27 protein-coding genes and 1 tRNA gene are annotated in these 20,947 nt (G+C 69.3%); 12 read left to right on the top strand and 16 right to left on the bottom strand.

Annotation, left to right across the window (positions count from 1 at the left end):
- Window positions 1-32: 32 nt before the first annotated feature.
- The 3 genes from ACIBO2_RS19395 to ACIBO2_RS19405 all read right to left on the bottom strand — a co-directional run bounded on the left by ACIBO2_RS19395 (window position 33) and on the right by ACIBO2_RS19405 (window position 2,179).
- Window positions 33-701, bottom strand: a complete 669-nt coding sequence (locus ACIBO2_RS19395) for a hypothetical protein (RefSeq protein WP_358534404.1) — start codon at window positions 699-701, stop codon at window positions 33-35.
- On the bottom strand, window positions 698-1,243 hold the full coding sequence (locus ACIBO2_RS19400) for an RNA polymerase sigma factor (RefSeq protein WP_358534406.1): 546 nt from the start codon (window positions 1,241-1,243) through the stop codon (window positions 698-700). Before ACIBO2_RS19400 ends, ACIBO2_RS19395 begins: the two co-directional genes overlap by 4 nt.
- Window positions 1,244-1,375: 132 nt before the next feature.
- Window positions 1,376-2,179: a phosphotransferase gene (locus ACIBO2_RS19405; protein ID WP_358534408.1), complete on the bottom strand. Its 804-nt coding sequence runs from the start codon at window positions 2,177-2,179 to the stop codon at window positions 1,376-1,378.
- 136 nt (window positions 2,180-2,315) lie between these two features.
- Here ACIBO2_RS19405 and ACIBO2_RS19410 point away from each other — a divergent pair, with 136 nt between their 5' ends.
- The gene (locus ACIBO2_RS19410) at window positions 2,316-2,762 is read left to right on the top strand and encodes a universal stress protein (RefSeq protein WP_357938097.1); all 447 of its coding nucleotides are present in this window, start codon (window positions 2,316-2,318) and stop codon (window positions 2,760-2,762) included.
- 276 nt (window positions 2,763-3,038) lie between these two features.
- Here the strand turns inward: ACIBO2_RS19410 and soxR are convergent, their stop codons facing one another.
- From soxR to ACIBO2_RS19425, 3 genes are read right to left on the bottom strand one after another with little or no spacing between them, the layout of a single operon-like run.
- Window positions 3,039-3,539, bottom strand: coding sequence for a redox-sensitive transcriptional activator SoxR (gene soxR / locus ACIBO2_RS19415; RefSeq protein WP_358534411.1), 501 nt, complete (start codon window positions 3,537-3,539; stop codon window positions 3,039-3,041).
- Window positions 3,540-3,543: 4 nt separating this feature from the next.
- Window positions 3,544-4,269: a metallophosphoesterase gene (locus tag ACIBO2_RS19420; protein WP_397298205.1), complete on the bottom strand. Its 726-nt coding sequence runs from the start codon at window positions 4,267-4,269 to the stop codon at window positions 3,544-3,546.
- A gap of 9 nt (window positions 4,270-4,278) precedes the next feature.
- Window positions 4,279-4,716 (bottom strand): Lrp/AsnC family transcriptional regulator, encoded by a 438-nt coding sequence (locus ACIBO2_RS19425; protein ID WP_358176776.1) that lies wholly within the window; start codon window positions 4,714-4,716, stop codon window positions 4,279-4,281.
- A 19-nt stretch (window positions 4,717-4,735) separates the two neighbouring features.
- Here ACIBO2_RS19425 and ACIBO2_RS19430 point away from each other — a divergent pair, with 19 nt between their 5' ends.
- Window positions 4,736-5,665, top strand: coding sequence for an SMP-30/gluconolactonase/LRE family protein (locus ACIBO2_RS19430; RefSeq protein WP_358534415.1), 930 nt, complete (start codon window positions 4,736-4,738; stop codon window positions 5,663-5,665).
- 122 nt (window positions 5,666-5,787) lie between these two features.
- Here the strand turns inward: ACIBO2_RS19430 and ACIBO2_RS19435 are convergent, their stop codons facing one another.
- A complete protein-coding gene (locus ACIBO2_RS19435; protein ID WP_358534417.1) occupies window positions 5,788-6,522 on the bottom strand; it encodes an ABC transporter permease in 735 nt (244 codons plus the stop codon).
- The gene (locus ACIBO2_RS19440) at window positions 6,519-7,424 is read right to left on the bottom strand and encodes an ABC transporter ATP-binding protein (RefSeq protein WP_397298208.1); all 906 of its coding nucleotides are present in this window, start codon (window positions 7,422-7,424) and stop codon (window positions 6,519-6,521) included. Before ACIBO2_RS19440 ends, ACIBO2_RS19435 begins: the two co-directional genes overlap by 4 nt.
- Window positions 7,425-7,533: 109 nt before the next feature.
- Between ACIBO2_RS19440 and ACIBO2_RS19445 the strand changes: the two genes are divergently transcribed.
- From ACIBO2_RS19445 to dnaN, 3 genes are all read left to right on the top strand, one after another.
- A complete protein-coding gene (locus tag ACIBO2_RS19445) occupies window positions 7,534-8,967 on the top strand; it encodes a histidine kinase (protein WP_358534421.1) in 1,434 nt (477 codons plus the stop codon).
- Window positions 8,964-9,614 (top strand): response regulator transcription factor, encoded by a 651-nt coding sequence (locus tag ACIBO2_RS19450; RefSeq protein ID WP_358534423.1) that lies wholly within the window; start codon window positions 8,964-8,966, stop codon window positions 9,612-9,614. The genes ACIBO2_RS19445 and ACIBO2_RS19450 overlap by 4 nt, the downstream gene beginning before the upstream one ends.
- Before the next feature lie 62 nt (window positions 9,615-9,676).
- Complete coding sequence (gene dnaN / locus ACIBO2_RS19455; protein ID WP_358534425.1) at window positions 9,677-10,774, top strand: DNA polymerase III subunit beta; 1,098 nt, start codon at window positions 9,677-9,679, stop codon at window positions 10,772-10,774.
- Between the two features lie 35 nt (window positions 10,775-10,809).
- Here dnaN and ACIBO2_RS19460 read toward each other — a convergent pair whose 3' ends face one another.
- The 6 genes from ACIBO2_RS19460 to upp all read right to left on the bottom strand — a co-directional run bounded on the left by ACIBO2_RS19460 (window position 10,810) and on the right by upp (window position 14,802).
- Complete coding sequence (locus tag ACIBO2_RS19460) at window positions 10,810-11,487, bottom strand: FadR/GntR family transcriptional regulator (RefSeq protein WP_357938079.1); 678 nt, start codon at window positions 11,485-11,487, stop codon at window positions 10,810-10,812.
- Between the two features lie 99 nt (window positions 11,488-11,586).
- Window positions 11,587-12,930 carry a helix-turn-helix transcriptional regulator gene (locus ACIBO2_RS19465; RefSeq protein WP_358534427.1) on the bottom strand — a complete coding sequence of 448 codons (1,344 nt, stop codon included), beginning with the start codon at window positions 12,928-12,930 and terminating at the stop codon, window positions 11,587-11,589.
- Window positions 12,931-13,026: 96 nt separating this feature from the next.
- A complete protein-coding gene (locus tag ACIBO2_RS19470; RefSeq protein WP_225300974.1) occupies window positions 13,027-13,557 on the bottom strand; it encodes a PH domain-containing protein in 531 nt (176 codons plus the stop codon).
- Window positions 13,554-13,712: a hypothetical protein gene (locus ACIBO2_RS19475; RefSeq protein ID WP_225300975.1), complete on the bottom strand. Its 159-nt coding sequence runs from the start codon at window positions 13,710-13,712 to the stop codon at window positions 13,554-13,556. The genes ACIBO2_RS19470 and ACIBO2_RS19475 overlap by 4 nt, the downstream gene beginning before the upstream one ends.
- A gap of 97 nt (window positions 13,713-13,809) precedes the next feature.
- Window positions 13,810-14,034 (bottom strand): hypothetical protein, encoded by a 225-nt coding sequence (locus ACIBO2_RS19480; RefSeq protein WP_357655252.1) that lies wholly within the window; start codon window positions 14,032-14,034, stop codon window positions 13,810-13,812.
- A gap of 129 nt (window positions 14,035-14,163) precedes the next feature.
- Window positions 14,164-14,802, bottom strand: coding sequence for a uracil phosphoribosyltransferase (upp, locus tag ACIBO2_RS19485; protein ID WP_358534429.1), 639 nt, complete (start codon window positions 14,800-14,802; stop codon window positions 14,164-14,166).
- A 140-nt stretch (window positions 14,803-14,942) separates the two neighbouring features.
- Between upp and ACIBO2_RS19490 the strand changes: the two genes are divergently transcribed.
- From ACIBO2_RS19490 to ACIBO2_RS19510, 5 genes are all read left to right on the top strand, one after another.
- A complete protein-coding gene (locus ACIBO2_RS19490; RefSeq protein ID WP_357655246.1) occupies window positions 14,943-15,452 on the top strand; it encodes a tRNA adenosine deaminase-associated protein in 510 nt (169 codons plus the stop codon).
- A 16-nt stretch (window positions 15,453-15,468) separates the two neighbouring features.
- A complete protein-coding gene (locus ACIBO2_RS19495) occupies window positions 15,469-15,945 on the top strand; it encodes a tRNA adenosine deaminase-associated protein (protein ID WP_358534431.1) in 477 nt (158 codons plus the stop codon).
- Window positions 15,942-16,397, top strand: a complete 456-nt coding sequence (gene tadA, locus ACIBO2_RS19500; protein ID WP_357938069.1) for a tRNA adenosine(34) deaminase TadA — start codon at window positions 15,942-15,944, stop codon at window positions 16,395-16,397. The genes ACIBO2_RS19495 and tadA overlap by 4 nt, the downstream gene beginning before the upstream one ends.
- Before the next feature lie 10 nt (window positions 16,398-16,407).
- Window positions 16,408-16,497, top strand: a tRNA-Ser gene (locus ACIBO2_RS19505).
- Window positions 16,470-17,132 carry a hypothetical protein gene (locus tag ACIBO2_RS19510; RefSeq protein ID WP_397298214.1) on the top strand — a complete coding sequence of 221 codons (663 nt, stop codon included), beginning with the start codon at window positions 16,470-16,472 and terminating at the stop codon, window positions 17,130-17,132. The genes ACIBO2_RS19505 and ACIBO2_RS19510 overlap by 28 nt, the downstream gene beginning before the upstream one ends.
- 9 nt (window positions 17,133-17,141) lie before the next feature.
- Here ACIBO2_RS19510 and ACIBO2_RS19515 read toward each other — a convergent pair whose 3' ends face one another.
- Window positions 17,142-18,026 (bottom strand): GNAT family N-acetyltransferase, encoded by an 885-nt coding sequence (locus ACIBO2_RS19515; protein WP_358534435.1) that lies wholly within the window; start codon window positions 18,024-18,026, stop codon window positions 17,142-17,144.
- A gap of 164 nt (window positions 18,027-18,190) precedes the next feature.
- Here ACIBO2_RS19515 and ACIBO2_RS19520 point away from each other — a divergent pair, with 164 nt between their 5' ends.
- On the top strand, window positions 18,191-18,688 hold the full coding sequence (locus tag ACIBO2_RS19520; RefSeq protein WP_358534437.1) for a SigE family RNA polymerase sigma factor: 498 nt from the start codon (window positions 18,191-18,193) through the stop codon (window positions 18,686-18,688).
- Window positions 18,685-19,770, top strand: coding sequence for a CU044_5270 family protein (locus ACIBO2_RS19525; protein WP_397298217.1), 1,086 nt, complete (start codon window positions 18,685-18,687; stop codon window positions 19,768-19,770). Before ACIBO2_RS19520 ends, ACIBO2_RS19525 begins: the two co-directional genes overlap by 4 nt.
- A 90-nt stretch (window positions 19,771-19,860) precedes the next feature.
- On the opposite strand, the gene ACIBO2_RS19530 is transcribed toward ACIBO2_RS19525, so the two are convergent.
- Window positions 19,861-20,946, bottom strand: coding sequence for an ABC transporter substrate-binding protein (locus ACIBO2_RS19530; protein WP_397298219.1), 1,086 nt, complete (start codon window positions 20,944-20,946; stop codon window positions 19,861-19,863).
- Window position 20,947: the final 1 nt, after the last annotated feature.

Consider the following 20,947-nt stretch of genomic DNA (forward strand, 5'->3'; position numbering starts at 1 on the left):
GCCTTCCGCGAAGGCTGACGCCCCGGCGGGCCTCAGCCTCCGCCGACGGTGCTGTCCGTCTTCTCAGTGGTGCCGGGGGAGTCGTCCGTCTTCTCACTGGTGGACGGGCCGTCGCCGGTCGAGTCAGTGGTCGGCGGAAGGTTCAGCGCGGTCGCCTCGCAGGGGGCCACCGCTCCCTTGACCACCTCCAACGAGACCGCGGTGGGTGGCTTGTCCGCCTGGTCGACCGAGACCTCCAGGACCAGCGTCTGGCCGGCGCCTGCCTGCCCCTTGTCGATCCGGAACGCCATCCCCGTGCCATCCGTCCCGACCATGAAGCTGTTCTCGGCCCGCCCGTCGCCGGTCCTGTGCCCGCCTCGGGGCTTCTTGCAGGTCTGGTCCGCCGGCAGGTAGTCGACCGCCGCCGTCACCCCCGCCGCGGCCAGCTTGGCCGTCAGCTCACCGGGGTCGCGGAACTCGCTGATCCGCACCTCGACCGATCCGTCCGCGTTCCTGGTCACGGCGAAGGCCGGGGTGGCGGCTCCGCCATACACGTTCATGGCCACCAAGGTGGCCGCTGTGACTCCCGCCACCGCGGTGGCCAGTCCCACGACACGACGGGTCCTGTCGTGTCGCGCCGGTGGCTGGACGACCGGGGCCGCCCTCCTGGCGGCGATGTCGTCCTTGAGTGCGGTGAGCAGACGCTCCTCGAAGTTGTTCATGCCTGTCCCTCCACGTACACAGCCGACGGCGAAGCGATGTCTTCCAGGGCGCGTCTGGCCCGATGCAGGCGGACTCGGGCGGTCACCCCGTTGATGCCCAAGGCCACGGCGGCCTCCTTGACGGTGAGCTGATCGATCGCCACGAGCTCCAGCACGGCCCGCTCGCCCTCGGGCAGATCGCCCATGGCCGCCAGCGCGCGCCGCATCTGGCGCTCGGCGTCGATCCGCTCCTCCATGCGGTCGAGGTCGTGGTCGTCCATCATTCGCCGGCCCGCGACGCGGCTGGTCGCCTTTGCCTCGCGGGCCGTGCGTCGATACTGGGCGGACACGACGTTGCGCGCCACGCCGTACAACCAACCGGTCTCGCTGCCTCGGCCGGGACGGTAGGTGTGCCCGGAGTCCAAGACCGCCAGGAAGATGTCGGCAGTCAGGTCGGCGGCCAGATGAGCATCGCTCACCCGGCGTACGACGAACCGCATGACGCCATCGACATGGCGGCGATAAAAGGCCTCAAAGGCCTCGGGGTCCTCGTTGAGGCGCACAGGCCTCGCTCCCTTCGTCGCTCGCCCTACACCTCTACTTGGACCGAGCGACCCGAAGCGTTTCCGGCCAGGACGGCACCGCTGACCGACGTGTCGTCCTGGCGGGCGCCGTTGACGTGCGTCGGGCGGAGATCAGAGCGGCCGGAGTCGTTCGGCGACGTCGAGCCAGACGGTGACCTCGGTGGCGGTGAAGTGCCGGATCGCCCAGTCGACCATGCGCAGGCTCATGTGCGCCCAGCAGGCCGGCGCCGCCTCCTCGGACACCATTCGGTCGAGCAGCCGAGCGAGCTCCGGGGCCCGGTGCGTGAGGTCGAAGCGCAGCGTGAAGAGATCGAAGTCCGCGTCACCCCGCGTGGCGCCATCCCAGTCGATCACTCCGGTGACCGTGCCCGAGGCGTCGACCAGCACGTTCTCGGGATGGAAGTCGGTGTGGACGAGGTCGGGGCCGTCCAGCCGCTCGGGGAGGGCGGCGCCGATCTCCTCGACCTGGTCGAGCAGCCGCCGCGTGCGGCTGTCGTACGTCCGCAGCGGCTCGTGCAGGCAGAAGCCCGGTCCGTCGGCGCGCAGGAAGAGCGCGAATCCGGGCAGGTCCGTGCGGCCGGCCAGCAGGCCACGGCAGCGCCGGTTGACGTCGAGCATCGACTCGATCGTGACCCGGGAGGGCTCGCGCGGGGGAGAGCCCGGCAGCAGCTCCTGCACCACGACCGGCGGGCGTACCAGCTCGTAGCGCGGCGCCGGGATGCCCGCCGCGCGGGCCACCTCCAGCAGCGCGCCGACGTCGGGTCCGCGGCTGAGCACCGACCTGCGGCCGTCGGGCCAGCGCACGTACGCGGCGCCGACCTGACCGCCGGGGCACGGGCCTTCATAGACGAGCGGTACGTCGAGCTCGCGCAGGACGCCGTCGATGTCGAGGCGGGGCACGCGGGGGAGTGTCACGAAGACCGATCCTTGCCGGTCCTTCAGCTGTGACACAACTTCCGGTGTGACACAACAGACAGCGGCTCCCGGAATCCCGGCTGATCGTCCCAGTGCTGCAACGAGAGAGTGAGCTTCAACTGAAGGGAAGCACGCCATGACCATCCTCGTCGCCTACGACGGCTCGGCCGACTCGCGCGCCGCCATCGAGTTCGCGGCCAAGCACCTGGCCGCCGAGCCCACGCTCATCGTGACCGTGTGGGAGCCGCTGCTCGTACAGCTCAAGAGGTATCCGCTGGCCGGTGCCGCGGTCCTCGCCGACTCCAGTGAGGAGTGGCGGGTCCAGGCCGAGCAGTACGCCAAGGAGGGGGCCGAGCTGGCGATCGCCGCCGGGCTCGCGGATGTGACGTATCGGGCGGTAGCCGACAACGAGTCGATCTGGCGGACGATCGTGGACGTCGCTGACGAGGTCGACGCGTCGCTGGTCGTCACGGGGTCGCGAGGACTGGCCGGCGTACGCTCCGTGCTCCTGGGCAGCGTCTCCAACCACGTGCTGCACCACGCCCACCGGCCGACCCTGATCGTCCCACCGACCAAGCACTGATTCGCCGGGTATCCGTTCCGAAAGGGGCCCTCAATAGGGACAGCCGCGACGGACCTCCCGCCCCGAAGGGCTATCCCTTCAGAGGGACCCCAACCATGACGGGCCGTCTTCTCTCTCTCGCCCCGAAGGGGCTATCCCCTTCAAAGGGACCCCAACCATGACGGACCGTCTTCTCTCTCCCGCCCCGAAGGGGCTATCCCCTCAAAAGGACCTCAACCACGACGGACCGTCACCGGGACCGAGACGGTCGGGGGACGAACCGCCCGAAAGACCGCACTAGCACGCGGCCTGCGGGGCCGAGCAGCCCTCCTTGGACGGGGTGAGCCGGGTGTCAATGCGTCTCGCCCCCGGCCCCTCGTTGCCCAGCCGGTCGTGCGGGTTGGCCAGCGCGCACCGGTCGAGCGACAGGCACCCGCACCCGATGCACTCGGTGAGGTCGTCGCGGAGCCGCTGCAACTGCTCGATCCGGTCGTCGAGCTCGCTGCGCCAGGCCGCCGACAGCCGCGCCCAGTCGTCACGGGTGGGCGTGCGCTCCTCGGGCAGCTCGCCCAGGGCGTCCTTGATGGTGCGCAGCGGGATGCCCAGCCGCTGCGACAGCCGGACGAACGCGACCCGGCGCAGCGTGTCACGGGTGTAGCGCCGCTGGTTACCCGCGGTGCGGCGGCTCCCGATGAGCCCCTTGGCCTCGTAGAAGTGGAGCGCCGACACGGCCACGCCGCTGCGCTCGGCGAGCTGGCCGACCGTCAGCTCCTTGGAGTTCCACGCCACCTTGGTCATAACCTCAAGAATACTTGAGGAACACTGGCCGGAAGTGGGTGACCAGCTGCCGGCCGTCGAAGATGTGCAGCGCGTACGCGGGCGGCAGGTCGTAGGAGACGGGGATCTCGGCCTCGGTCTCCACGTTGGTCAGGCAGGTGGAGATGACGCCGGGTGCGACGACGAGCGGCAGTCCGGCGAACCGGGCCGACACGGCGGTGTGCGCGTGGCCGGTCAGCACCCCGGCCACGTGCGGGTGCCGTGAGAGCAGGTCCGCCAGCCGTTCCGGCTCGCGCAGCCGGATCTGGTCGACGTACGGGATGCCCAGCTCGATCGGCGGATGGTGCATCCCCACGAACGCCGGGACGTCGGGCCGCTCCGACAGCACCTCGTCGAGCCAGGACAGTGTCTCGTCGGCCAGGTAGCCGTGGTGGTGACCGGGCACGCTCGAATCGGCCAGGGCGATGGTCAGGTCGTCGAGCCTGAGCGCCTGGTTGGTCGGGCCGAGCAGCTTCTCGAACTCCGGCACCGCGTCATGGTTGCCCGGACAGATGGCCATCGGCCGCTCGTCGCGGAGCAGCTCCTCCGCGATCGTGTATTCCTCCGGCAACGCGTGGTCGGCGATGTCACCCGTGACCAGGACGGCGTCGAGGCGCAGCGTCCGCAGGTGCTCCATGACCTGCCGCGTACGCTCGACGCTCTCGTCGGAGCCACCGATGTGGGTATCACTGATCTGCGCAAAAATCGCCACCTGAGCACCCTATTCCACGTGGACGGGCCGCTCGAAGAACGTCTCCAGCACGACGACCGTCTGGGTCCCGGTCACGCCGTCCACCTCGAACACCTGCCGCAGGACCTGCTGTAACTCCCTCGTGTCGGCCGTACGGACCTTGAGCAGTACCGAGGCCGGACCAGCGATGACGTGGGCCTCCTCGACCGGCGCGATCGCCGCCAGCCGCGCCGCGGAGTCCCCCATCCAGGCGCCGCCATCGACCAGCACGTACGCCACGACCTCGCGCCCGAGCGCGGCCGGATCCACCTCGATCGTGGTGCGCTTGATCACCCCACGCTCGCGCAACTTGCGCACCCGCTCGTGCGCCGCCCCGCTCGACAGGCCGACCGCCTTGCCGAGAACCGCGTACGACCGCGTCGCGTCTTCCTGAAGCAGGCCGATCAGCATCTTGTCGATCTCATCCATGACAGTATGATATTCGACTATGCAGCCTCTTCACCAAACCCCATATGGCAACATCCCCACGGAGCTGGAGGTGCTGGACGAGCGCTTCGCCACGGTCGGCGGCGACGATCTGGTCGAGCGCATCTACTTCGGCACCCGCTGGGCCGAGGGGCCCGTCTATTTCCCGGCGGGCCGGTTCCTGGCCTGGAGCGACATCCCCAACGACCGGATGCTGCGCTGGGACGAGATGACCGGCGCCGTGGGCCCGTTCCGGCAGCCCGCCGGCTACGTCAACGGCAACACGCTCGACCGCCAGGGCCGCCTGATCTCGTGCGAGCAGGGTCAGCGCCGGGTCACCCGCACCGAGGCCGACGGCTCCATCACCGTGATCGCCGACCGGTGGCAGGGCAAGCGGCTCAACAGCCCGAACGACGCGGTGGTCCGCTCCGACGGCTCCATCTGGTTCACCGACCCCGCCTATGGCATAGACAGCGACTACGAGGGCTTTCGGGCCGAGCCGGAGATCGACGGCTGTCACGTCTATCGCGTCGATCCGGTGACGGGGGAGGTGAGCCGGGTGGCCGACGACTTCGACCGGCCCAACGGGCTGGCCTTCTCGCTGGACGAGTCCCGTCTGTACATCGCCGACACCCGCCGCAGGCACATACGCGTGCTCGACGTGCACGACAACGGCACGCTCTCGGGCGGCGAGGTCTTCGCGCAGGGAGGCGACGACGACCGCTTCGACGGGATGCGGCTGGACGACACGGGCCGGGTGTGGGCGGCGGCCGGCAAGGCGGTGCTCTGCCACGACCCCGACGGGACGCTGATCGGCCGGCTCCGCCTGCCCGACGATGTCGCCAACCTGGTGTTCGGCGGCCTGAAGCGCAACAGGCTCTTCATCGCGGCCTCGTCCTCGCTCTACTCGGTGATGCTGAACGTCACGGGTGCCCGCCCCGTCTGGTCGTAGCGCTACTCCCGGCGAAAGCAACCGGGTCAGCGCCACTCCCGGCGAAAGCAACCGGGTCAGCGCCACTCCCGGCGAAAGCAACCGGGTCAGCGCCGCTCCCGGCGAAAGCAACTGGGTCAGCACTACTCCCAGCGGAACAACCGGATCGCGATCCCGCCGAAGACCAGCAGGCCGGCCGCCATGACGACGAGGTGCAGCGGCTGCGGCGCGTGGCCCGCCCAGGTGTCGCGCAACGCCTGGGCGAACGGCCCCGCCACCGAGTAGTCGCTCACCACCCGCAGCGCGTCCGGCATGAACTCGCGCGGGATCCACATACCCGCCACGAACATCAGCGGGAACATCACCACCGACCCGATCGCCGACGCCGCCCTCCCCGACGGCGCGACCGAGGCGATCACCAGCCCCAGGGCCAGCAGCGCGGCCGAGCCGAGCAGGAAGACCAGCGCGAAACCGAGGAGTTGCCGGGGTATCGCTACGCCGCGCACCAGGTTCCCGACCACCGCCAGGAGGAGGACCGACACGGTGCCGATGGCCAGGTTGATGATGAGCTGGGCGGCCAGCAGCCGCCCCGGCGGAACGGGCGTCGTCGACATCCGCCTGAGCACTCCCTGCTCGCGATAGGTGACCAGGACGGCCGGCAGCACCGAGCAGGCGAGCGTCAGCACGGCGAGCAAGGCCATCTGGGCCGGCAGCTGGGTGTCGATGATCCGCTGGCCGCCCATCGCCGGATCGGGCTTGGACAGGTCGGGGATGCCGCCGAGCGCCAGCAGCAGGGCGAGCGGCAGACCGAGGGTGAAGACCACCGTGGGCCACTGCCGCAGATGCAGCTTGGTCTCGACGAAGAGGATCTTCCTCATGACAGCTTCCTTCCGGTCAGTGCGAGGAACGCGTCGTCGAGCGTGGCCTGCTCGATGCGCAGGTCGGCGGGTACGACCTCATGCCGGGCGAGCGCCAGCATGACGGAGGTGGCGAGGTCGCCGGTGCCCGTCACCACGATCTGCTCGCCGCTCCTGGCGACCTCGCTCACCTCGGGCAGGGCCAGCAGGAGGTCGTCGGAGAAGGGCGCGGTCGGCCGGAACCGCAGCCGCTGCGCCCCGTCCACCTGGGCGATCAACCCCGTGGGCGTGTCGGTGGCGACGACCCGGCCCGCGTCGATGAGCGCGACGCGGTCGCAGAGCCGCTCGGCCTCCTCCATGAAGTGGGTGACGAGCACGATGGTCACCCCGGAGTCGCGTACCTGCTCGACCAGCTGCCAGGTGTCCCTGCGGGCCTGCGGGTCGAGGCCGGTGGTGAGCTCGTCGAGCACCGCGACACGTGGCCGGCCCACCAATGCCAGCGCGATGGACAGGCGCTGCCGCTGCCCGCCGGAGAGCTTGGCGAAGCGCTCCTCCCGCTTGCCGCCGAGCCCGACGCGCTCGATCAGCTCGGACCAGTCGGCCGGATCCGGATAGAAGGAGGCGTAGAGATCCAGCGCCTCCCACACCTTGATCTTCTCCGGCAGTTCGGCACTCTGCAGCTGCGCGCCGAGTACCCGCCGTAACGCATCCCTGTCCTGGTGGGGGTCGATCCCGGTCACGCGTACGGTGCCACGATCGGGAGTGCGCAACCCCGCGACGCACTCGACGGTCGTGGTCTTGCCGGCGCCGTTCGGGCCGAGGATGCCGAAGATCTCGCCATCCGACACCTCGAACGACACGTCATCCACCGCGACATGATTCGGGTACCGCTTGTGGAGGTTCCTGACCTCGATGACTTTCATGCCTTAGACGCTAGGAATTCCGGTCCTCACGGAGAATCGGGCTGGGTACCCGGCGAAGGTGTATCTAGGTGCAATATGCGGGATGCTCCGGATCGCGGACACTGGGAGCATGCTGAGAAGGTACGCCCAGACCGCAGGGCTGCTGGCGCTGATCCTCGTCGAGGTGCCCGCCGCCGCCGTCTCCTTCGGCCTGCTCGTCCTGGCCTTCGGCCTCGGCGTGGTCCCCCTTTTCCCAGTGCAGGCGCGGCTGGCCAGGCAGGTGGCGGAGCACAGGAGACGGCTGGTCGGGGAGTGGTTAGGCGTCCGGATCGACTCGCCGTACCTGCCCAAGCCGCCGCCCCCGCAGCGGCAGGCCGACGGGATGTACCGCTCGCACCGCACGCTGTACAAGTCGCCGCGGGTGCCGGCCTGGAACGACCGGTGGAAGTGGCTGGTCACCGACCCGGCGACCTGGCGCGACTGCGTCTGGCTGGTCCTTGACCCGGTGGTCAAGCTGGGCCTGCTGCCGCTGCTCCTGCTGCTGCCCGACCGCGGGCTGCGCGTCTACGGCATGTGGTGCGAGCTGGTGCTGTCCGCGACCGCGGCGAGCCGCCTGGCGGGGCAGGTCAGCCACCTTCAGCGGGTACGCAACCTGGCGGCCGACACCCAGTCCGCGGAGATGCGCAGGATCGAGCGCGACCTGCATGACGGCACGCAGGCGAGGCTGGTGGCGATCGGCATGACGCTCGGCGCCGTCGAGCAGCTCGTCGACACCGACCCGGCCGCGGCCAAGGCGCTGCTGTCCAAGGCCAAGGAGGCGTCCTCGGAGACGCTGACCGAGCTGCGTACCGTCATCCGCGGCATCCACCCGCCGGTGCTGGCCGAGCGCGGGCTCGCCGACGCCGTGCGCGCCCTGGCCATCGACAGCCCGCTCCGGGTGAACGTGGACGTCGACCTGCCGCACCGCCCGGAGCCGCCGGTGGAGGCCGCCGCCTACTTCGCGGTCAGCGAGCTGCTGTCCAACGCGGCCAGGCACGGCGGGGCGGCCACGGCCACCGTCGACATCAGCGGCAATGGCCCCGACCTGCGGATCTCCGTGATCGACGACGGTATGGGCGGCGCCGACCCCGGCAAGGGCAGCGGCCTGCCGGGCATAGAGCGGCGGCTGGCCGCCTTCGACGGGGTGCTCGCGGTGAACAGCCCGCCCGGCGGGCCGACCACGGTGACCATGAGCATGCCCAAGGTCCTGCCGAACCACTGGGCGGGCAGCCTGCCCAAGTTGCCGCGCTGGAAGGGCGCCGTGGTGGTCACGCTCTGGCTGACCTCCTGGTGCCCGCTGTTCCCGCAGGGCATCGTGGCGGGCATCTTCAAGGCATTCGGCATCGAGGAGAAGGCCTGGTTCCTCGCGCTGTACATGCCCGAGCCGTGGCAGTGGCCGGTCATCCTGTTCATGATCGCGCTCGGCTGCGCCATGTACCTGACCGCCACCGTGCTCCCGGCCTGCCACAACAGAGATCGCTGGTGGGCGGAGGCGACTCCGCGCCGTCTATGGTTCAGCAAATGAACCGCGTTCTCGTCGCCGAAGACCTCTACCTGCTCAGGGACGGCCTGGTCCACCTGCTCCAGGCGCACGGCTTCACGGTCGTGGCCGCCGTGGAGAGCGGCCCCGAGCTGCTCAAGGGGCTGATCGAGCTGCGCCCCGACGTCTCGATCGTGGACGTACGGCTGCCGCCCACCTTCACCGACGAGGGTCTGCAGGCCGCCCTGGCAGCCCGCCGGCAGGTGCCCGGCCTGCCGATCCTGGTGCTGTCGCAGCACGTCGAGCAGCTGTACGCGCGCGAATTGCTCGCCGACGGGTCCGGCGCGATCGGCTACCTGCTCAAGGACCGGGTGTTCAACGCCGAGCAGTTCATCGACGCCGTACGCCGAGTCGCCCAAGGCGGCACCGCGATGGACCCCGACGTGATCGCCAAGCTGCTGGCCAGCAACGCCAGGAACGAGCCGCTGGCCGCCCTCACGCCACGCGAGCGGGAGGTGCTGGAGGCGATGGCCGAAGGGCGCTCCAACGCCGCCATCTCCCAGCGGCTCTACCTCAGCGAGAGCGCGGTGGCCAAGCACACGGCCGGCATCTTCGCCAAGCTGGGTCTGGCGCCTTCTGACGACGACAATCGGCGGGTCCTGGCGGTGCTGGCCTACCTCAACAGCAGATAGCCGCATTGTCGGTGACACCGGCTACCTTTCATAGGAGGCAGCAACACGAAAGGGTGGGTCAGGTGAAAATCCGGGTAAACCGCGATGTTCTGGCAGACGCGGTGGCATGGGCCGCCAGGGTGCTGCCCAGCCGCCCTGTGGTGCCCGTGCTCTCGGGCCTGCTGCTGGGCGCCGACGAGGAGCTGAGCCTGTCCGCGTTCGACTACGACGTCTCGGCTCAGGCCAGGATCGAGGCCGACGTGGCCGAGCAGGGCCAGGTGCTCATCCCCGGCCGCCTGCTCGCGGAGATCAGCCGCAGCCTGCCCGCCGAGGACGTCGAGATCGTGACCGAGGGGCAGGAGGCGGTCCTGACCTGTGGCAGCGCCGAGTTCGGCCTGATCACGATGCCCGTCGAAGACTTTCCGACCATGCCCACGATGCCGCCGAGCATCGGCGCCATCGGCGGCGGCGTCTTCGCCTCGGCCGTGGGCCAGGTCGCGCCCGCCTCCAGCCGCGACGACACGCTGCCGATGCTGACCGGCATCAGGGTCGACATCGAGGGCGAGTCGGTCACGATGGCGGCCACCGACCGCTACCGCATCGCGGCCCGCGACCTCACCTGGCGTCCGGCCACGCCCGATGTCGCCGTGTCCGCCATGGTGCCCGCCCGCGTGCTGGTCGACGTGGCCAAGACGCTGCGCGGCGGTGAGGTGGCGGTGGCGCTGGGCGATGGCGTGGCGGGCTTCGAGAGCGTCGGCCGCAGCACCACGGTCCGCCTGCTCGACGAGCAGTTCATCGACTACCGCGCCAGGCTGACCGCCGACTGGTCGATCAGGGCCGACCTGCCGGTGACGGCGTTCGTCAACGCCATCAAGCGGGTGGCGCTGGTGGCCGAGCGCAACACCGCGATCCGGCTGTCGTTCAGCCAGGGCCACGTGCGCATCCAGGCCGGCGGCGGCGACATCGGCCGCGGCTCCGAGGTGGTCGAGTGCGAGCTGCGCGGCGACGACATCCAGATCGCCTTCCAGTCGCAGTTCCTCCTCGACGGCCTGACCGGCATCGAGACCGACCTGGCCCGCCTCAACATGGGGTCACCGACGAGGCCCGCCCTGATCCAGGATGTTCCTGGCGACGGGCAGCCCAGCTTCCGCTACTTGGTGATGTCGCTGCGCCTCGGGTAACCCCTTTGGGAAAACCGAGGCGTCCTCGGTGAGGGTTATGCGCCCTCGGTGAGCGCGATGAGAATGTGCTCCATGCAAGCGTGCCCGGCGCGCTCGGCGGCGGTGGCGTCGCCCGAGGAGATGGCCCGCGCGATGGCGTCGTGGGGGATGTAGCTCTTGTTCAGCGACGTGCCCGCGGCCGTGATGCTGGCCCGCAGCGCCGCCGAGAAGTCCTCATAGAGGTCGATCAGCACGAGGTTGTGCGTGGCATGTGCCACGGACATGTGGAAGGCCAGGTCGGCCTCCACGAAGGCGTCCGGGTCGTCCAGCTCCCAGGCGCGGTCGCGCTCGGCCAGGGCGGCCTCGATGCGCAGGATGTCCTCGTCGGTGCGCCTGGTGGCGGCCAGGCGAGCAGATTCGACCTCCAGTGCGCGGCGCACCTCGAGGATCTCCAGCTGCTCGGCCTGGCGCAGGCGCCTCAGCATGGCGCCGGAGAGCTCGCTGGTGGCGCGGACGTAGGTCCCGTCACCCTGGCGGCACTCCAGCAGCCCGGCGTGTGTAAGCGCGCGTACGGCCTCGCGAACGGTGTTGCGTCCCACTCCGAGCTGCTCCGCGAGCACCGTCTCAGTTGGGATCTTGCCGTTCATCTGCCACAACCCTGAGGTGATCTGCTCCTTGAGCTGATCGATCACCTGGTCGACGAGCGAAGCTCGCTGAGCCGTACGCAGACTCACAGTCCGCCTCCTCCGGGGGTGCCAGTCATCCCATGAGTCAATGACTGGTAGACCCTAATTATTCCAGACTCAAAAACCAAATCTGGAGCTCCCGGAGGGCTAGCGGTTCACTGAAACGTCGATCTTCACCCCTGCCAGTGCGGAATGGACTCCGGCGGCCTCCAACGCCCTGCGATAGGCGCTGGTCTGCTGGGCCTTGTCCCCGGAGCTGCCGTAGAGGTCGCCCAGCTCACGCCAGCAACGTGCGGCCTGCCTGTCGGAGCCGAACACCGGACGGTTGAGCGTCTCGAGCAGCTGCCGAGCCTCGCCGAGAGACCTCGACGCGTCGGCGTCCAGGGCGAGCGCGACGGTGGCGAGCACGAGGTGGGCCTCGGCCGGTGCCGTGCCCGGGGCGTCGTGCACCAGGTCGAGCGCCGAGGTGGCCAGCTCGCCCGCTCGCACGGCGTCTCGCGCCCGCAGCTTGACCCTGGCGTACGCGATGAGGCTCTCGCCGTGCTCCTGCGTGCTGCCCGCGGTGCTCGCGAACACGCGAGTCGCCGCTTCGGCCCACCTGTCTGCTTCGGCGACCGGCGCGGAGTCGAGCCTGGCCCAGTGCATGGCCACGCGGGCCAGCTGCAGCGTGAGCCTGGCGGGCCGGCCTGCCATGATCGCGTCGTCGGCCAGGCGTACGGCCAGCGCGGAGTCCTCGCCACCGGCCGCGGCCACACTGGCCTGCCAGAGGGCGTGAATCTCAGCGGAACGGTCCACAATCTCAGGCACGCCGCTGGCGTCGAGCACCCGCTGGACGAATCCGAGCTCGGGAGAGTCGCCCTCGCGTCCGCTGCGCACCTCTACCAGCGCGGCGGCCAGGTCGATGGCGATCTCGCCTTGCGTTACCGCCAGCCGCTCCGCCTGTTCAAGCGCGTGCGCGGCCAGGTCGCGGGCCCGCAGGCGGTCGCCCGCCCGCTGGTAGCAGCGGCTCAGCGCGACGGTGAGCGGCAGGTCGGCCAGCCGCTCAGGATGGGCCGCCGCCTCCCTGCGCAGCCGCTCGAACGCCTCGACCGCCTGGCCGAGCCGTCCTTGCGCTTCGAGGGCGCGGGCCCTGCCGAGGCGGGCGTGCGCGGTGAGCAGTGCGTTTTCCTCGTCGGCCGCCTTCACGATCTCCGTGAAGCGGTCGGCCGCGAGGCTGGGGTCGCCATGCTGTAGCTCCAGCTCAGCGTGGCGCAGACCGAGCTCGGTATCGATGCGCTGCCGAGGCTCGATCCCATGCAGGAGGAACTCGGTGGTGCACCCCAGGCGCTCGGCCAGGAGTCTTGCTACAACCGGAGTCGGAGTCCGCTTGCCCGACTCGATGAGCGAGACATAACTGTCAGACAGGTCGGGTCCGGCCAGTTGGGCCTGTGACATCCGCCTGTTTAGCCGCAGTCCTCGGACGCGGTCACCGATGGTTCCCTGACTCGGCATCTCATCTCTCAAGGCGGGGAAGGGTCAACACTCCGCAATGATTGCATGAAGTGGCGCAATCGGGTATCCCCACGTGAAGAATTCCCCACGGCAGGATTAATCGTCGCTGTCGTCCTTGCTGGGGAAAAGCATCTGGCACACTTCGAGGTACAGAGTCTCCGGATACGGAATGTACTCGACTGTTGACAGTGCCTGATCCTGACCAGCGGATTCAAGGATGAACTCACCGTAACCGAGCATGCGCCCAAGGAGAGATCTTTGGAAGCTCATGTCGGTGACCTTGCCCAACGGCATCATCGCGACTTTGCGCGTGATGAGGCCCGTGGTGAGCAACATCCGCTTTGAGGTAACCACAAAGTAGTCGACCGACCACTCCGCGACTTTCCAAACAAAGCGGATCAAGAGCAGAAGCCAGAGCCACCAGACGACGACGAGGGCCGTGCTGCTCCCCTCGCCGCCGAAAATCTTGCTGAGCAACCCGGCGATGATGAGGCCGCCGAAGACTTCGGCGACCGGGCGAAGCAGCACGGCTGGGTGACGCCGTACCATGATGACCTGTTGTTCGTGGGGGAGAAGGTAGCGGTTGACCGACGCCGGAGCAGAGTCCCCGTGGGTCACAAGTCTCATGCGAGGTTGTTCACAAATTGGGCCAGTGAGTCGGCCGCGTTGATCACGTTGTCGAACACTCCTCTGACCGCGTCAGCGGCATCGGTTGGTCGCGCGAACAGGTAGTACGCCACAAAAGCCATACCACCGTATGTGAGGACCTTTTTGACCTGCACTGTCGCCTCCGTACCACTTACCTACTCCACCCGCTCTCTACATTACCCACCCCAATGCCGGGGTAAAGGTAACTTGACGGGATAGTTTTGATCTTGCTTAGCCGCGTTCGCTGGCCACGAGAGCCAGGACGTGAAGGTGCTTGCGCGCGATCCGCTCGACGAGACTCGGATGGGCGTAGCCCGTGACCTCCAGCGCGCCGTAGTGCGCCGCTTCGACGCACCGCGTTACGGTGATCGCGGAGTGGATGCCGGCGAACTCCTCGCGGAGTGCCGTCTCCACGTCCGCGTACGGACTTGGCTCCGCCTCAGTGTGGTCGCTCACGACAACACCTCGGTAGCCGGAAAAACGCTCATCGCTGCTCCCCACCACGCGCGTGCGGAAGTTGCCTTCCCCTCACCTCATACCCACGAGACAACAGTATGTAACGAAGTGAGTGCGCAGCGTGACGAGTCAGACCACCCCGTACAAACGATCTCCGGCGTCACCCAGGCCTGGAACGATGTAACCGTTCTCGTTCAGCCGCTCGTCGAGGGCGGCGGTCACGACCCGGATCGGCTTGCCGGAGTTGGCGAACACCTTGTCCATGTACGCCAGCCCTTCGGGCGCCGCGAGCAGGCAGATCGCCGTGACGTCCACCGCCCCGCGGTCGAACAGGAACCGCACGGCCGCGGCCAGTGTGCCGCCGGTGGCCAGCATGGGGTCGACCACGTAGCACTGGCGCCCGGACAGGTCATCGGGCAGCCGGGTGGCGTAGGTCTCGGCCTGCAGCGTCGACTCGTTGCGGATCATGCCCAGGAAACCGACCTCGGCCGTGGGCAGCAGCCTGGTCATGCCGTCGAGCATGCCGAGACCCGCCCGCAGGATCGGTACGACCAGCGGATAGGGCTTGGCTAGCCGCACTCCATGGGCCTCGGCGACCGGCGTCCGCACGCTCACGTCCACGACCCGCACATCGCGCGTCGCCTCGTACGCCAGCAGCGTCACCAGCTCGTCCGCGAGCCGGCGGAACGTCGGCGAGTCCGTCCGGACATCGCGCAGCGTGGTGAGCTTGTGCGCTACGAGAGGATGGTCGACGACGAGGGTTTCCATAAGGGACAACGCTATCTTGTGTGCAACGAACCGGCACGTCGCGTCATGGGTTTTGATCACAATTTGGTCGGAGGAGCCCACGGGGGGTGGCCGGGTCTGGAACGATTGGATCCCGTAGTGACCACGTCGTGGGGTGGACGATGACAGAAGAAGATGCGCTCGACTTCGCCATCGTGGTCTATCGCGAGGACGAATGCTGGGACGCCGGCCTGCTGCCGGTCGCGCTGACGTCCGATCTGCATGGGCTGATCAAGGCGCTGCGCCAGCAGCCGAGCGAGAGTGGCACGATCGGCCTGGTCGCCGTGGGCGACGAGTTCTTCGTGGCGCTGCGCGTCCTGGGTGATCGCGTCGATGTGTTCCTGTCCGACATCGCCGCCTCCTGGGACTTCCCGCTGGCCGAGCAGGTCCTCGACTACCTCGACGTGCCGATCCCCGACGAGGAGGAGCTCGACGAGATCCTCCAGGACGAGGACACGGTGCTCCCGGCCGGCGATCTGTCCATCTTCGCGGACCTGGGACTCGACGAGATGGAGCTGGGCATACTCTCCGGCGACATCGAACTCCTCCCGGAAGACGTACTCTCCAGCATCGCCGCGCGACTCGGCTTCTCCGAGCCGTTCGAGCGGGCCATCGAATCGGTCTTCGGCTGACCCCTGGAGCACGGACATGGCGTCCAACACCTTCTCTGCGGCCTTCGTCAAGATCTCCGGCGGTTGGAGCGGCGCCGAGGTCGATCTCGGTGACGCCGAGATCGTCGACGACTTCGGCGACGCGGTGACCGAGGCCCTCGGCCTGTCCGGCGACGAGCTCGCCCTGCTCTGCGTCGAGGTGGAGGACGAGTGGTTCGCCATCGTCCGCTACCGCGGTGACGACGAGCCGCGGGTCTTCCTCTCCGACGCGCACGCCATCATGTCGGACACACTCGGCGAGCTGTTCGCGGAGTTCGCCGGCGTGGCGCCCGACAAGGACGGCAACGGGCTGGGCGTCAAGCCGTCCGGCGACTTCGACCTGCTCAGCGACCTGGGCGTGAGCTCGGAAGAGCTGCTGGAGCTGAGCATGGAAGAAGGCGTGCTGCCGGCCGACATCCTCTCGGTGATCGCCGAGCGGCTATCCTTCGCCGACGAGCTCGACCGGTTGCGGTGAACCACGCCGACGCGATGCGCCTGGCCCTGTCCGAGGCCGCCGCGGCCGGCGCCCGGGGCGAGGTCCCCGTCGGCGCGGTCGTGCTCGGTCCGGGGGGCGAGGTGCTCGCGTCCGCCGGCAATTCCCGCGAGTCTTCCGCCGATCCGACCGCCCACGCGGAGGTGCTGGCGCTCCAGCAGGCCGCCCGGTCGCTCGGCGGGTGGCGGCTGAGCGGCTGCACGCTCGTGGTCACGCTGGAGCCGTGCACGATGTGCGCGGGGGCGGCGGTGCTGGCCCGGGTCGACCGCATCGTGTACGGGGCCGTCGACGAGAAGGCCGGGGCCGTGGGGTCACTGTGGGACGTGGTCCGCGACCGCAGGCTCAACCACCGCCCCGAGGTCGTCATGGGTGTGCTGGGCGAGGAGTGCGCCGCGGTACTAAAGGAGTTCTTCGGCACTCGGCGGATCCGGTAAGCTCGTCGACGGTGGTGTCGCCTAGTGGCCGAGGGCGCACGCCTCGAAAGCGTGTGATGGGGCAACTCATCCGTGGGTTCAAATCCCACCACCACCGCCACCTATCGGGCCTCTGACCTGTCTGACCGGGTCAGGGGCCTTTTGCTGTGCGAGGACGGCCAAGGGCCGTGTGCGTACCAGCCGGACGAGACGGCCACCCCAAGACCGGGTCGCGCCAGGCGACCCACATTCGCCAGGCTGACCTGCCCGCCCGGCACCACGGTCCCTGCCTCCGACCCCGCCCCGTCGGGTCCCCGCCTGCCCGGCCGCTCCGCGCCGCCCGCCGACCGGCGCCCGTACGCCCACCGGGCCCGCGACCTGGGCCGGCCGATCATGTCGACGGTGACGGACGGCCGGCCCGTGTCCGTGCCCGCGCGTGCCTTCTCGCCCACTTCCATCGGGTACGAGCTGGACCTGCCGGCCGGCGTGGCGGCCGTGCCAGGGCCGGTCTGCCTGACCTTCCACCGGCACGATCCCGGCATGCGGTGGCAGGAGAACGTCGTGCTGCTCGGCACCGCCACCGCCCAAGGCGACGACCGGCTCAGCGTCGCGATCGAGCGCGCGCTGCCCGACTGGCGCCTGCCCGAGGACCGCCGCCTGCGGACCCGTTGCTTTCTCCGCCACGGCAAACAGCTGAGGCGCCGGCTCCAGACCGAGGCCGCCCGCCGCGCTCAGCGGGTGCCGAACGTCCGCTGACGCGCGGGGTCAGTCCACCGGTTCGTAACGGGCCCGGCGGGCGATCACCTCGAATCCGAGGCCGCGGAAGAGGGCGGCCGAGGCCGGGTTGTTGACGTTGACGTCCAGGAAGACCTCCGTCGTGTCCCGTGTACGCATGCGGCCGAGCGCGGCGACCGCCAGTGCCCGCGCGAGCCCGCGCCGCCGCCACCCGGGCACGGCGCCGACCTGGATCAGGAAGCCTTCCGCGCACGCCACGAAGCCGGCGGTCCCGCCCGTTCCGCGTGCCACCAGCGAACACTCGGGCAGGAACTCGTCGTCGACCAGCCAGTCCACCCACTCCTCCCGCGACCAGCCGGGGAAGCCGGGACGGTCGGCGAAGGACGCGGAGTAGGCCTCGTAGAAGGCCCCTTCGGTGTCCCGCGACCATTCCAGGACCTCCAGTTCCAGCTCCAGCTCTGGCTCCGGCCCCGGCGGCAGCGGTCGGCTCAGGTCGCGGCGGTAGACGTCCTCGGCGAACGTCTGCCGGAGCCCGCGCGAGAGAAACAGCGCGTGGGCCTCCGGGGTCACCGACTCGCTCTCCAGCCGGACCGGCCGCGCCTCCCCGATCAGCCGGACCGGCCGCGCCTCCCCGATCAGCCGGTCCAGCAGGCCCGACCCCAGCCCTTGCCCCCGATGCCCCGGGTCGACCAGACCGGTCGCCGCCGACGCGTCACCCACGGGGCGCACGGCCCCGCAGGCCACCAGGCGGCCGTCGGCGAACGCGCCCACCGCCGTCCCCGCCGCGTACCTGCGCTCCAGGAAGGACAGGGACGCGGTCGCCTGGAGCCCGCCGTCGTGCGCCACGCACCGCCGCGCGAGATCGGCGATCGCCGGCATGTCGGCGGGGGACAGCGCGGTCCACTTAAGGGCCACCGTCGGCTCCTCTCAGGTGCAGGTGACGGAGTATGTCTTCTTGTCGGGGGACATGACGTGGGCACCCTGCTCCCCATGTACGTCGGCGGCCCCGGCCGGTACTAGCGTGGAAACAATTCTGGCCTTCTGCCAACCTTTTTCCGGCACCTCCGCGTTGAGGCCATGTGAGTGATCCAACGGAAGACGCCGCGTACGCCGCCTTCGCCGAGGCGGCCTGGAACCGGCACATGGCCGTCGCCATTCTGCTCACCGGCGACCGCCACCGGGGCGAGGAACTGCTTCAGGACTGCCTGGTGCGGCTGTACGTGCGGTGGCGACGTGTAGGTCCCACCGATCCGCACGCCTATCTGCGCCGCATGCTGGTCAATGGAAACGTCAGCTGGTGGCGGCGACGTCAACGGGAACTGCCCACTGCCGATCCGCCTGATCACGCCGATCCTCGGTCCGGGCCGTATGAGCCGCACGAGGATTTACGCCGCGCGCTGCTCTCCCTGCCGCGCAGGCAGCGCGCCATCGTCGTGCTCCGGCACTACGAGGACTTGACGGAGAAAGCGGTCGCGGCGTCCCTCGGCTGCACGGTCGGCACAGTCAAGAGTCAGCACTCCAGAGCGATGGCGCGGCTGCGCACTGCTCTGCGGGACAACCAGGAGGCAGCGCGATGAACGATGATCATGAAGAGTTCGCGCAGGCGTTGCGGACTCTCGCTCAGCGTGAACCGGTCACGCCCGCGCCGGTGTCGGCTCTGGTACGCCGGGGACGCCGGGCCAGGCGGACCCGTGCCGTGGTGGGCGCCATCGCCGGAACGGCCCTTGCCTCGGCAGCCGTTGTCGTGGTTCTGGGCAGCGGCGGAGTCGTCCCGGCCGGCCTGCCCTCGGTTGCCAGTGCGCCGCCCTCCGGGGAGGGTTCACGGTCCTCGCATTCCCCCCGTACACAATCCCTGGACGCTCGGTCCGTCCTGCTGGCCGCAGCCGAGACCGCCGCCCGCGAGCCGGCCACGTCGGGCCCCTACTGGTACACCCGTCAACGCACCTCCCAGCCGGCGTATTACTTCGGGAAGAAACTCAAAAAGCCGCAACGGCAGAAGATCCCCTTCTCGGCGACCGTGGCGAGTACCCAGGACAGCTGGTACGCGAGCGACAAAGGCGCGCCCAGCCGAACCGTGACGGGTCAGGACCCGAAGGTCGCCTTCGCTACCTCGGCGGACGAGGCGAGGTGGAAGCGGCTGGGCTCGCCCGCCCTGGCCGATGAGAAGCCGTCGACCAACGACTACGACATGGAACTCCATTTTCCGATCGGCAACCACAACTTCACAGTCCGGCAACTGCTCAAGCTGCCGACCAGCAAGGACAGGCTGGAGAGCCGGTTGCGGCGGCTGTTCGACGAGGAGTCCGCAAGCGACTGGTGGCCCGCCAAGCCGGAGTTCACCGAATACGTGTGGTCGGCGGCGCAGGACCTGCTGGCTGGTCCGATCAGCCCTGGGACTCGCTCCGCCCTCTACCGGCTGCTTGCCGAGCAGCCCGCGATCAAGTCGCTGGGAGAGGTCACCGATTCGCTGGGGCGCACCGGGGTCGCCCTGGCGCGGACCTCAGCAGGGAATGGGGAGGCTCGATTGATCGTGGACGACGAGACGGCGGAGTTGCTCTGCTACGAGTTCCGCGAACAAGGGCAATCGACACCGAAACTGCAGGTCACCTATGAGGACATGGGCTGGGCTGAGGCCTTGGGTGAGCGGCCGCAGAGCTGACTTCCGGCTGAGGCCTTGCCGAGCGAGGACTTTGCTACGGCGGGATCTTGGGTGGCGGGAGCTTGACGTCACGATGGCGGGGCCTCGACGTCACAATGGCGGGGTGGCAGGGCCGCGCAGCCTTGATGTCACGATGGCGGGGCCTTCGGCGCCCCATCTGGTGAGTGCCGTCTGGTGCCCGATCTGGGCGCCTGTGCGGGGATCCACGTTGAAGGCGCCGAACATGGTGGTCGTCTCCAGTGCTACGGCGGTATCCCACAGCGCCTCACGTGTGGTGCCGGCCGCCTGCCGGGCACAGTGTGTCGCGATCGCGGCAGCGGCCGCGGCCTGGGCTGCTGGATAGTCGGGGAGTGACCCGGAGCGTTTCCGGTAGGCGCTCAGGAAGTCGTCCTCGCTCATGGACAACTCGACATGACCGCCGCTCCCCGGGAACCACTGCCCGACACCGTAGATGCCCAGGGGCTCCTCGACGGCCTGGCCGAACTCGCGAACGCCCGCGGCCACGGCGCAGACGGTCCGCGGAGGCGTCGGCAGTGATCTGGCCGACGTGACCGTTTCCACGTCTTCCTCGAACGAGCCGGCGCAGAAGAGATCCCAACCCTCCTCGCAGGAGTCGGCGCAGAAGAGGTCCCAGTCCTCTCCGAGCGAGCCGGTGTAGCCCTCCGGTGTGCTCGGGCGGCGGCGGATGGTGGGTATCCCGAGGGCGCGCGCCAGGCGCTCGGCGCCGTCGGCGACCTGACGGCCGAAACGGCCCTTGCCGGGGACGATCAGGAGCGGGTGGGGATCCTCGCGGGCGGCGAGGTGCCGGACGAAGGGCTCCGCGTAGCGGCTCGTCGGCGTCGGCACGGACACGACGTGGCCCGGGTGGGCGGTTTCCACGTCATCGCCTGATCCGCCGTGGTTCCAGATCAGGCGATCCAGGGTCGCGGCGACGGTTCCCGCTCTTCGCATGAGGATGGTCGAGTAGGGGCCGAGCAGGAGGTCGCACTCCGCCGACAACCTGGGGAGGAGGGCGGCCAGCCGGTCGGGATCGCTGCCGTCGTCCTCGATGAGCAGGTCTGCCGCGCCGGTTGTGGACCGCCAGATGTCCAGGGCGAGTCCGGCCTGCCTGCCGAATCTCGCGTACTCGCCTGACAGGGACAGGCAGGCGCCGAGCCGAAGGCGGCTGTCGGACATC

Origin of the sequence: Nonomuraea sp. NPDC050022, from assembly GCF_044460705.1 — a bacterium.
Taxonomy (GTDB): Bacteria; Actinomycetota; Actinomycetes; order Streptosporangiales; family Streptosporangiaceae; genus Nonomuraea.

Coding starts and splice junctions, on each gene's coding strand:
- ACIBO2_RS19445 (WP_358534421.1), top strand. CDS start 7,534: ATGCTGAGAAGGTACGCCCAGACCGCAGGGCTGCTGGCGCTGATCCTC.
- ACIBO2_RS19430 (WP_358534415.1), top strand. CDS start 4,736: ATGCAGCCTCTTCACCAAACCCCATATGGCAACATCCCCACGGAGCTG.
- ACIBO2_RS19530 (WP_397298219.1), bottom strand. CDS start 20,946: ATGTCCGACAGCCGCCTTCGGCTCGGCGCCTGCCTGTCCCTGTCAGGC.
- ACIBO2_RS19425 (WP_358176776.1), bottom strand. CDS start 4,716: ATGGATGAGATCGACAAGATGCTGATCGGCCTGCTTCAGGAAGACGCG.
- ACIBO2_RS19435 (WP_358534417.1), bottom strand. CDS start 6,522: ATGAGGAAGATCCTCTTCGTCGAGACCAAGCTGCATCTGCGGCAGTGG.
- ACIBO2_RS19395 (WP_358534404.1), bottom strand. CDS start 701: ATGAACAACTTCGAGGAGCGTCTGCTCACCGCACTCAAGGACGACATC.
- ACIBO2_RS19525 (WP_397298217.1), top strand. CDS start 18,685: ATGAACGATGATCATGAAGAGTTCGCGCAGGCGTTGCGGACTCTCGCT.
- upp (WP_358534429.1), bottom strand. CDS start 14,802: ATGGAAACCCTCGTCGTCGACCATCCTCTCGTAGCGCACAAGCTCACC.
- ACIBO2_RS19490 (WP_357655246.1), top strand. CDS start 14,943: ATGACAGAAGAAGATGCGCTCGACTTCGCCATCGTGGTCTATCGCGAG.
- ACIBO2_RS19470 (WP_225300974.1), bottom strand. CDS start 13,557: ATGAGACTTGTGACCCACGGGGACTCTGCTCCGGCGTCGGTCAACCGC.
- ACIBO2_RS19465 (WP_358534427.1), bottom strand. CDS start 12,930: ATGCCGAGTCAGGGAACCATCGGTGACCGCGTCCGAGGACTGCGGCTA.
- ACIBO2_RS19495 (WP_358534431.1), top strand. CDS start 15,469: ATGGCGTCCAACACCTTCTCTGCGGCCTTCGTCAAGATCTCCGGCGGT.
- soxR (WP_358534411.1), bottom strand. CDS start 3,539: ATGACCAAGGTGGCGTGGAACTCCAAGGAGCTGACGGTCGGCCAGCTC.
- ACIBO2_RS19440 (WP_397298208.1), bottom strand. CDS start 7,424: ATGAAAGTCATCGAGGTCAGGAACCTCCACAAGCGGTACCCGAATCAT.
- ACIBO2_RS19410 (WP_357938097.1), top strand. CDS start 2,316: ATGACCATCCTCGTCGCCTACGACGGCTCGGCCGACTCGCGCGCCGCC.
- ACIBO2_RS19450 (WP_358534423.1), top strand. CDS start 8,964: ATGAACCGCGTTCTCGTCGCCGAAGACCTCTACCTGCTCAGGGACGGC.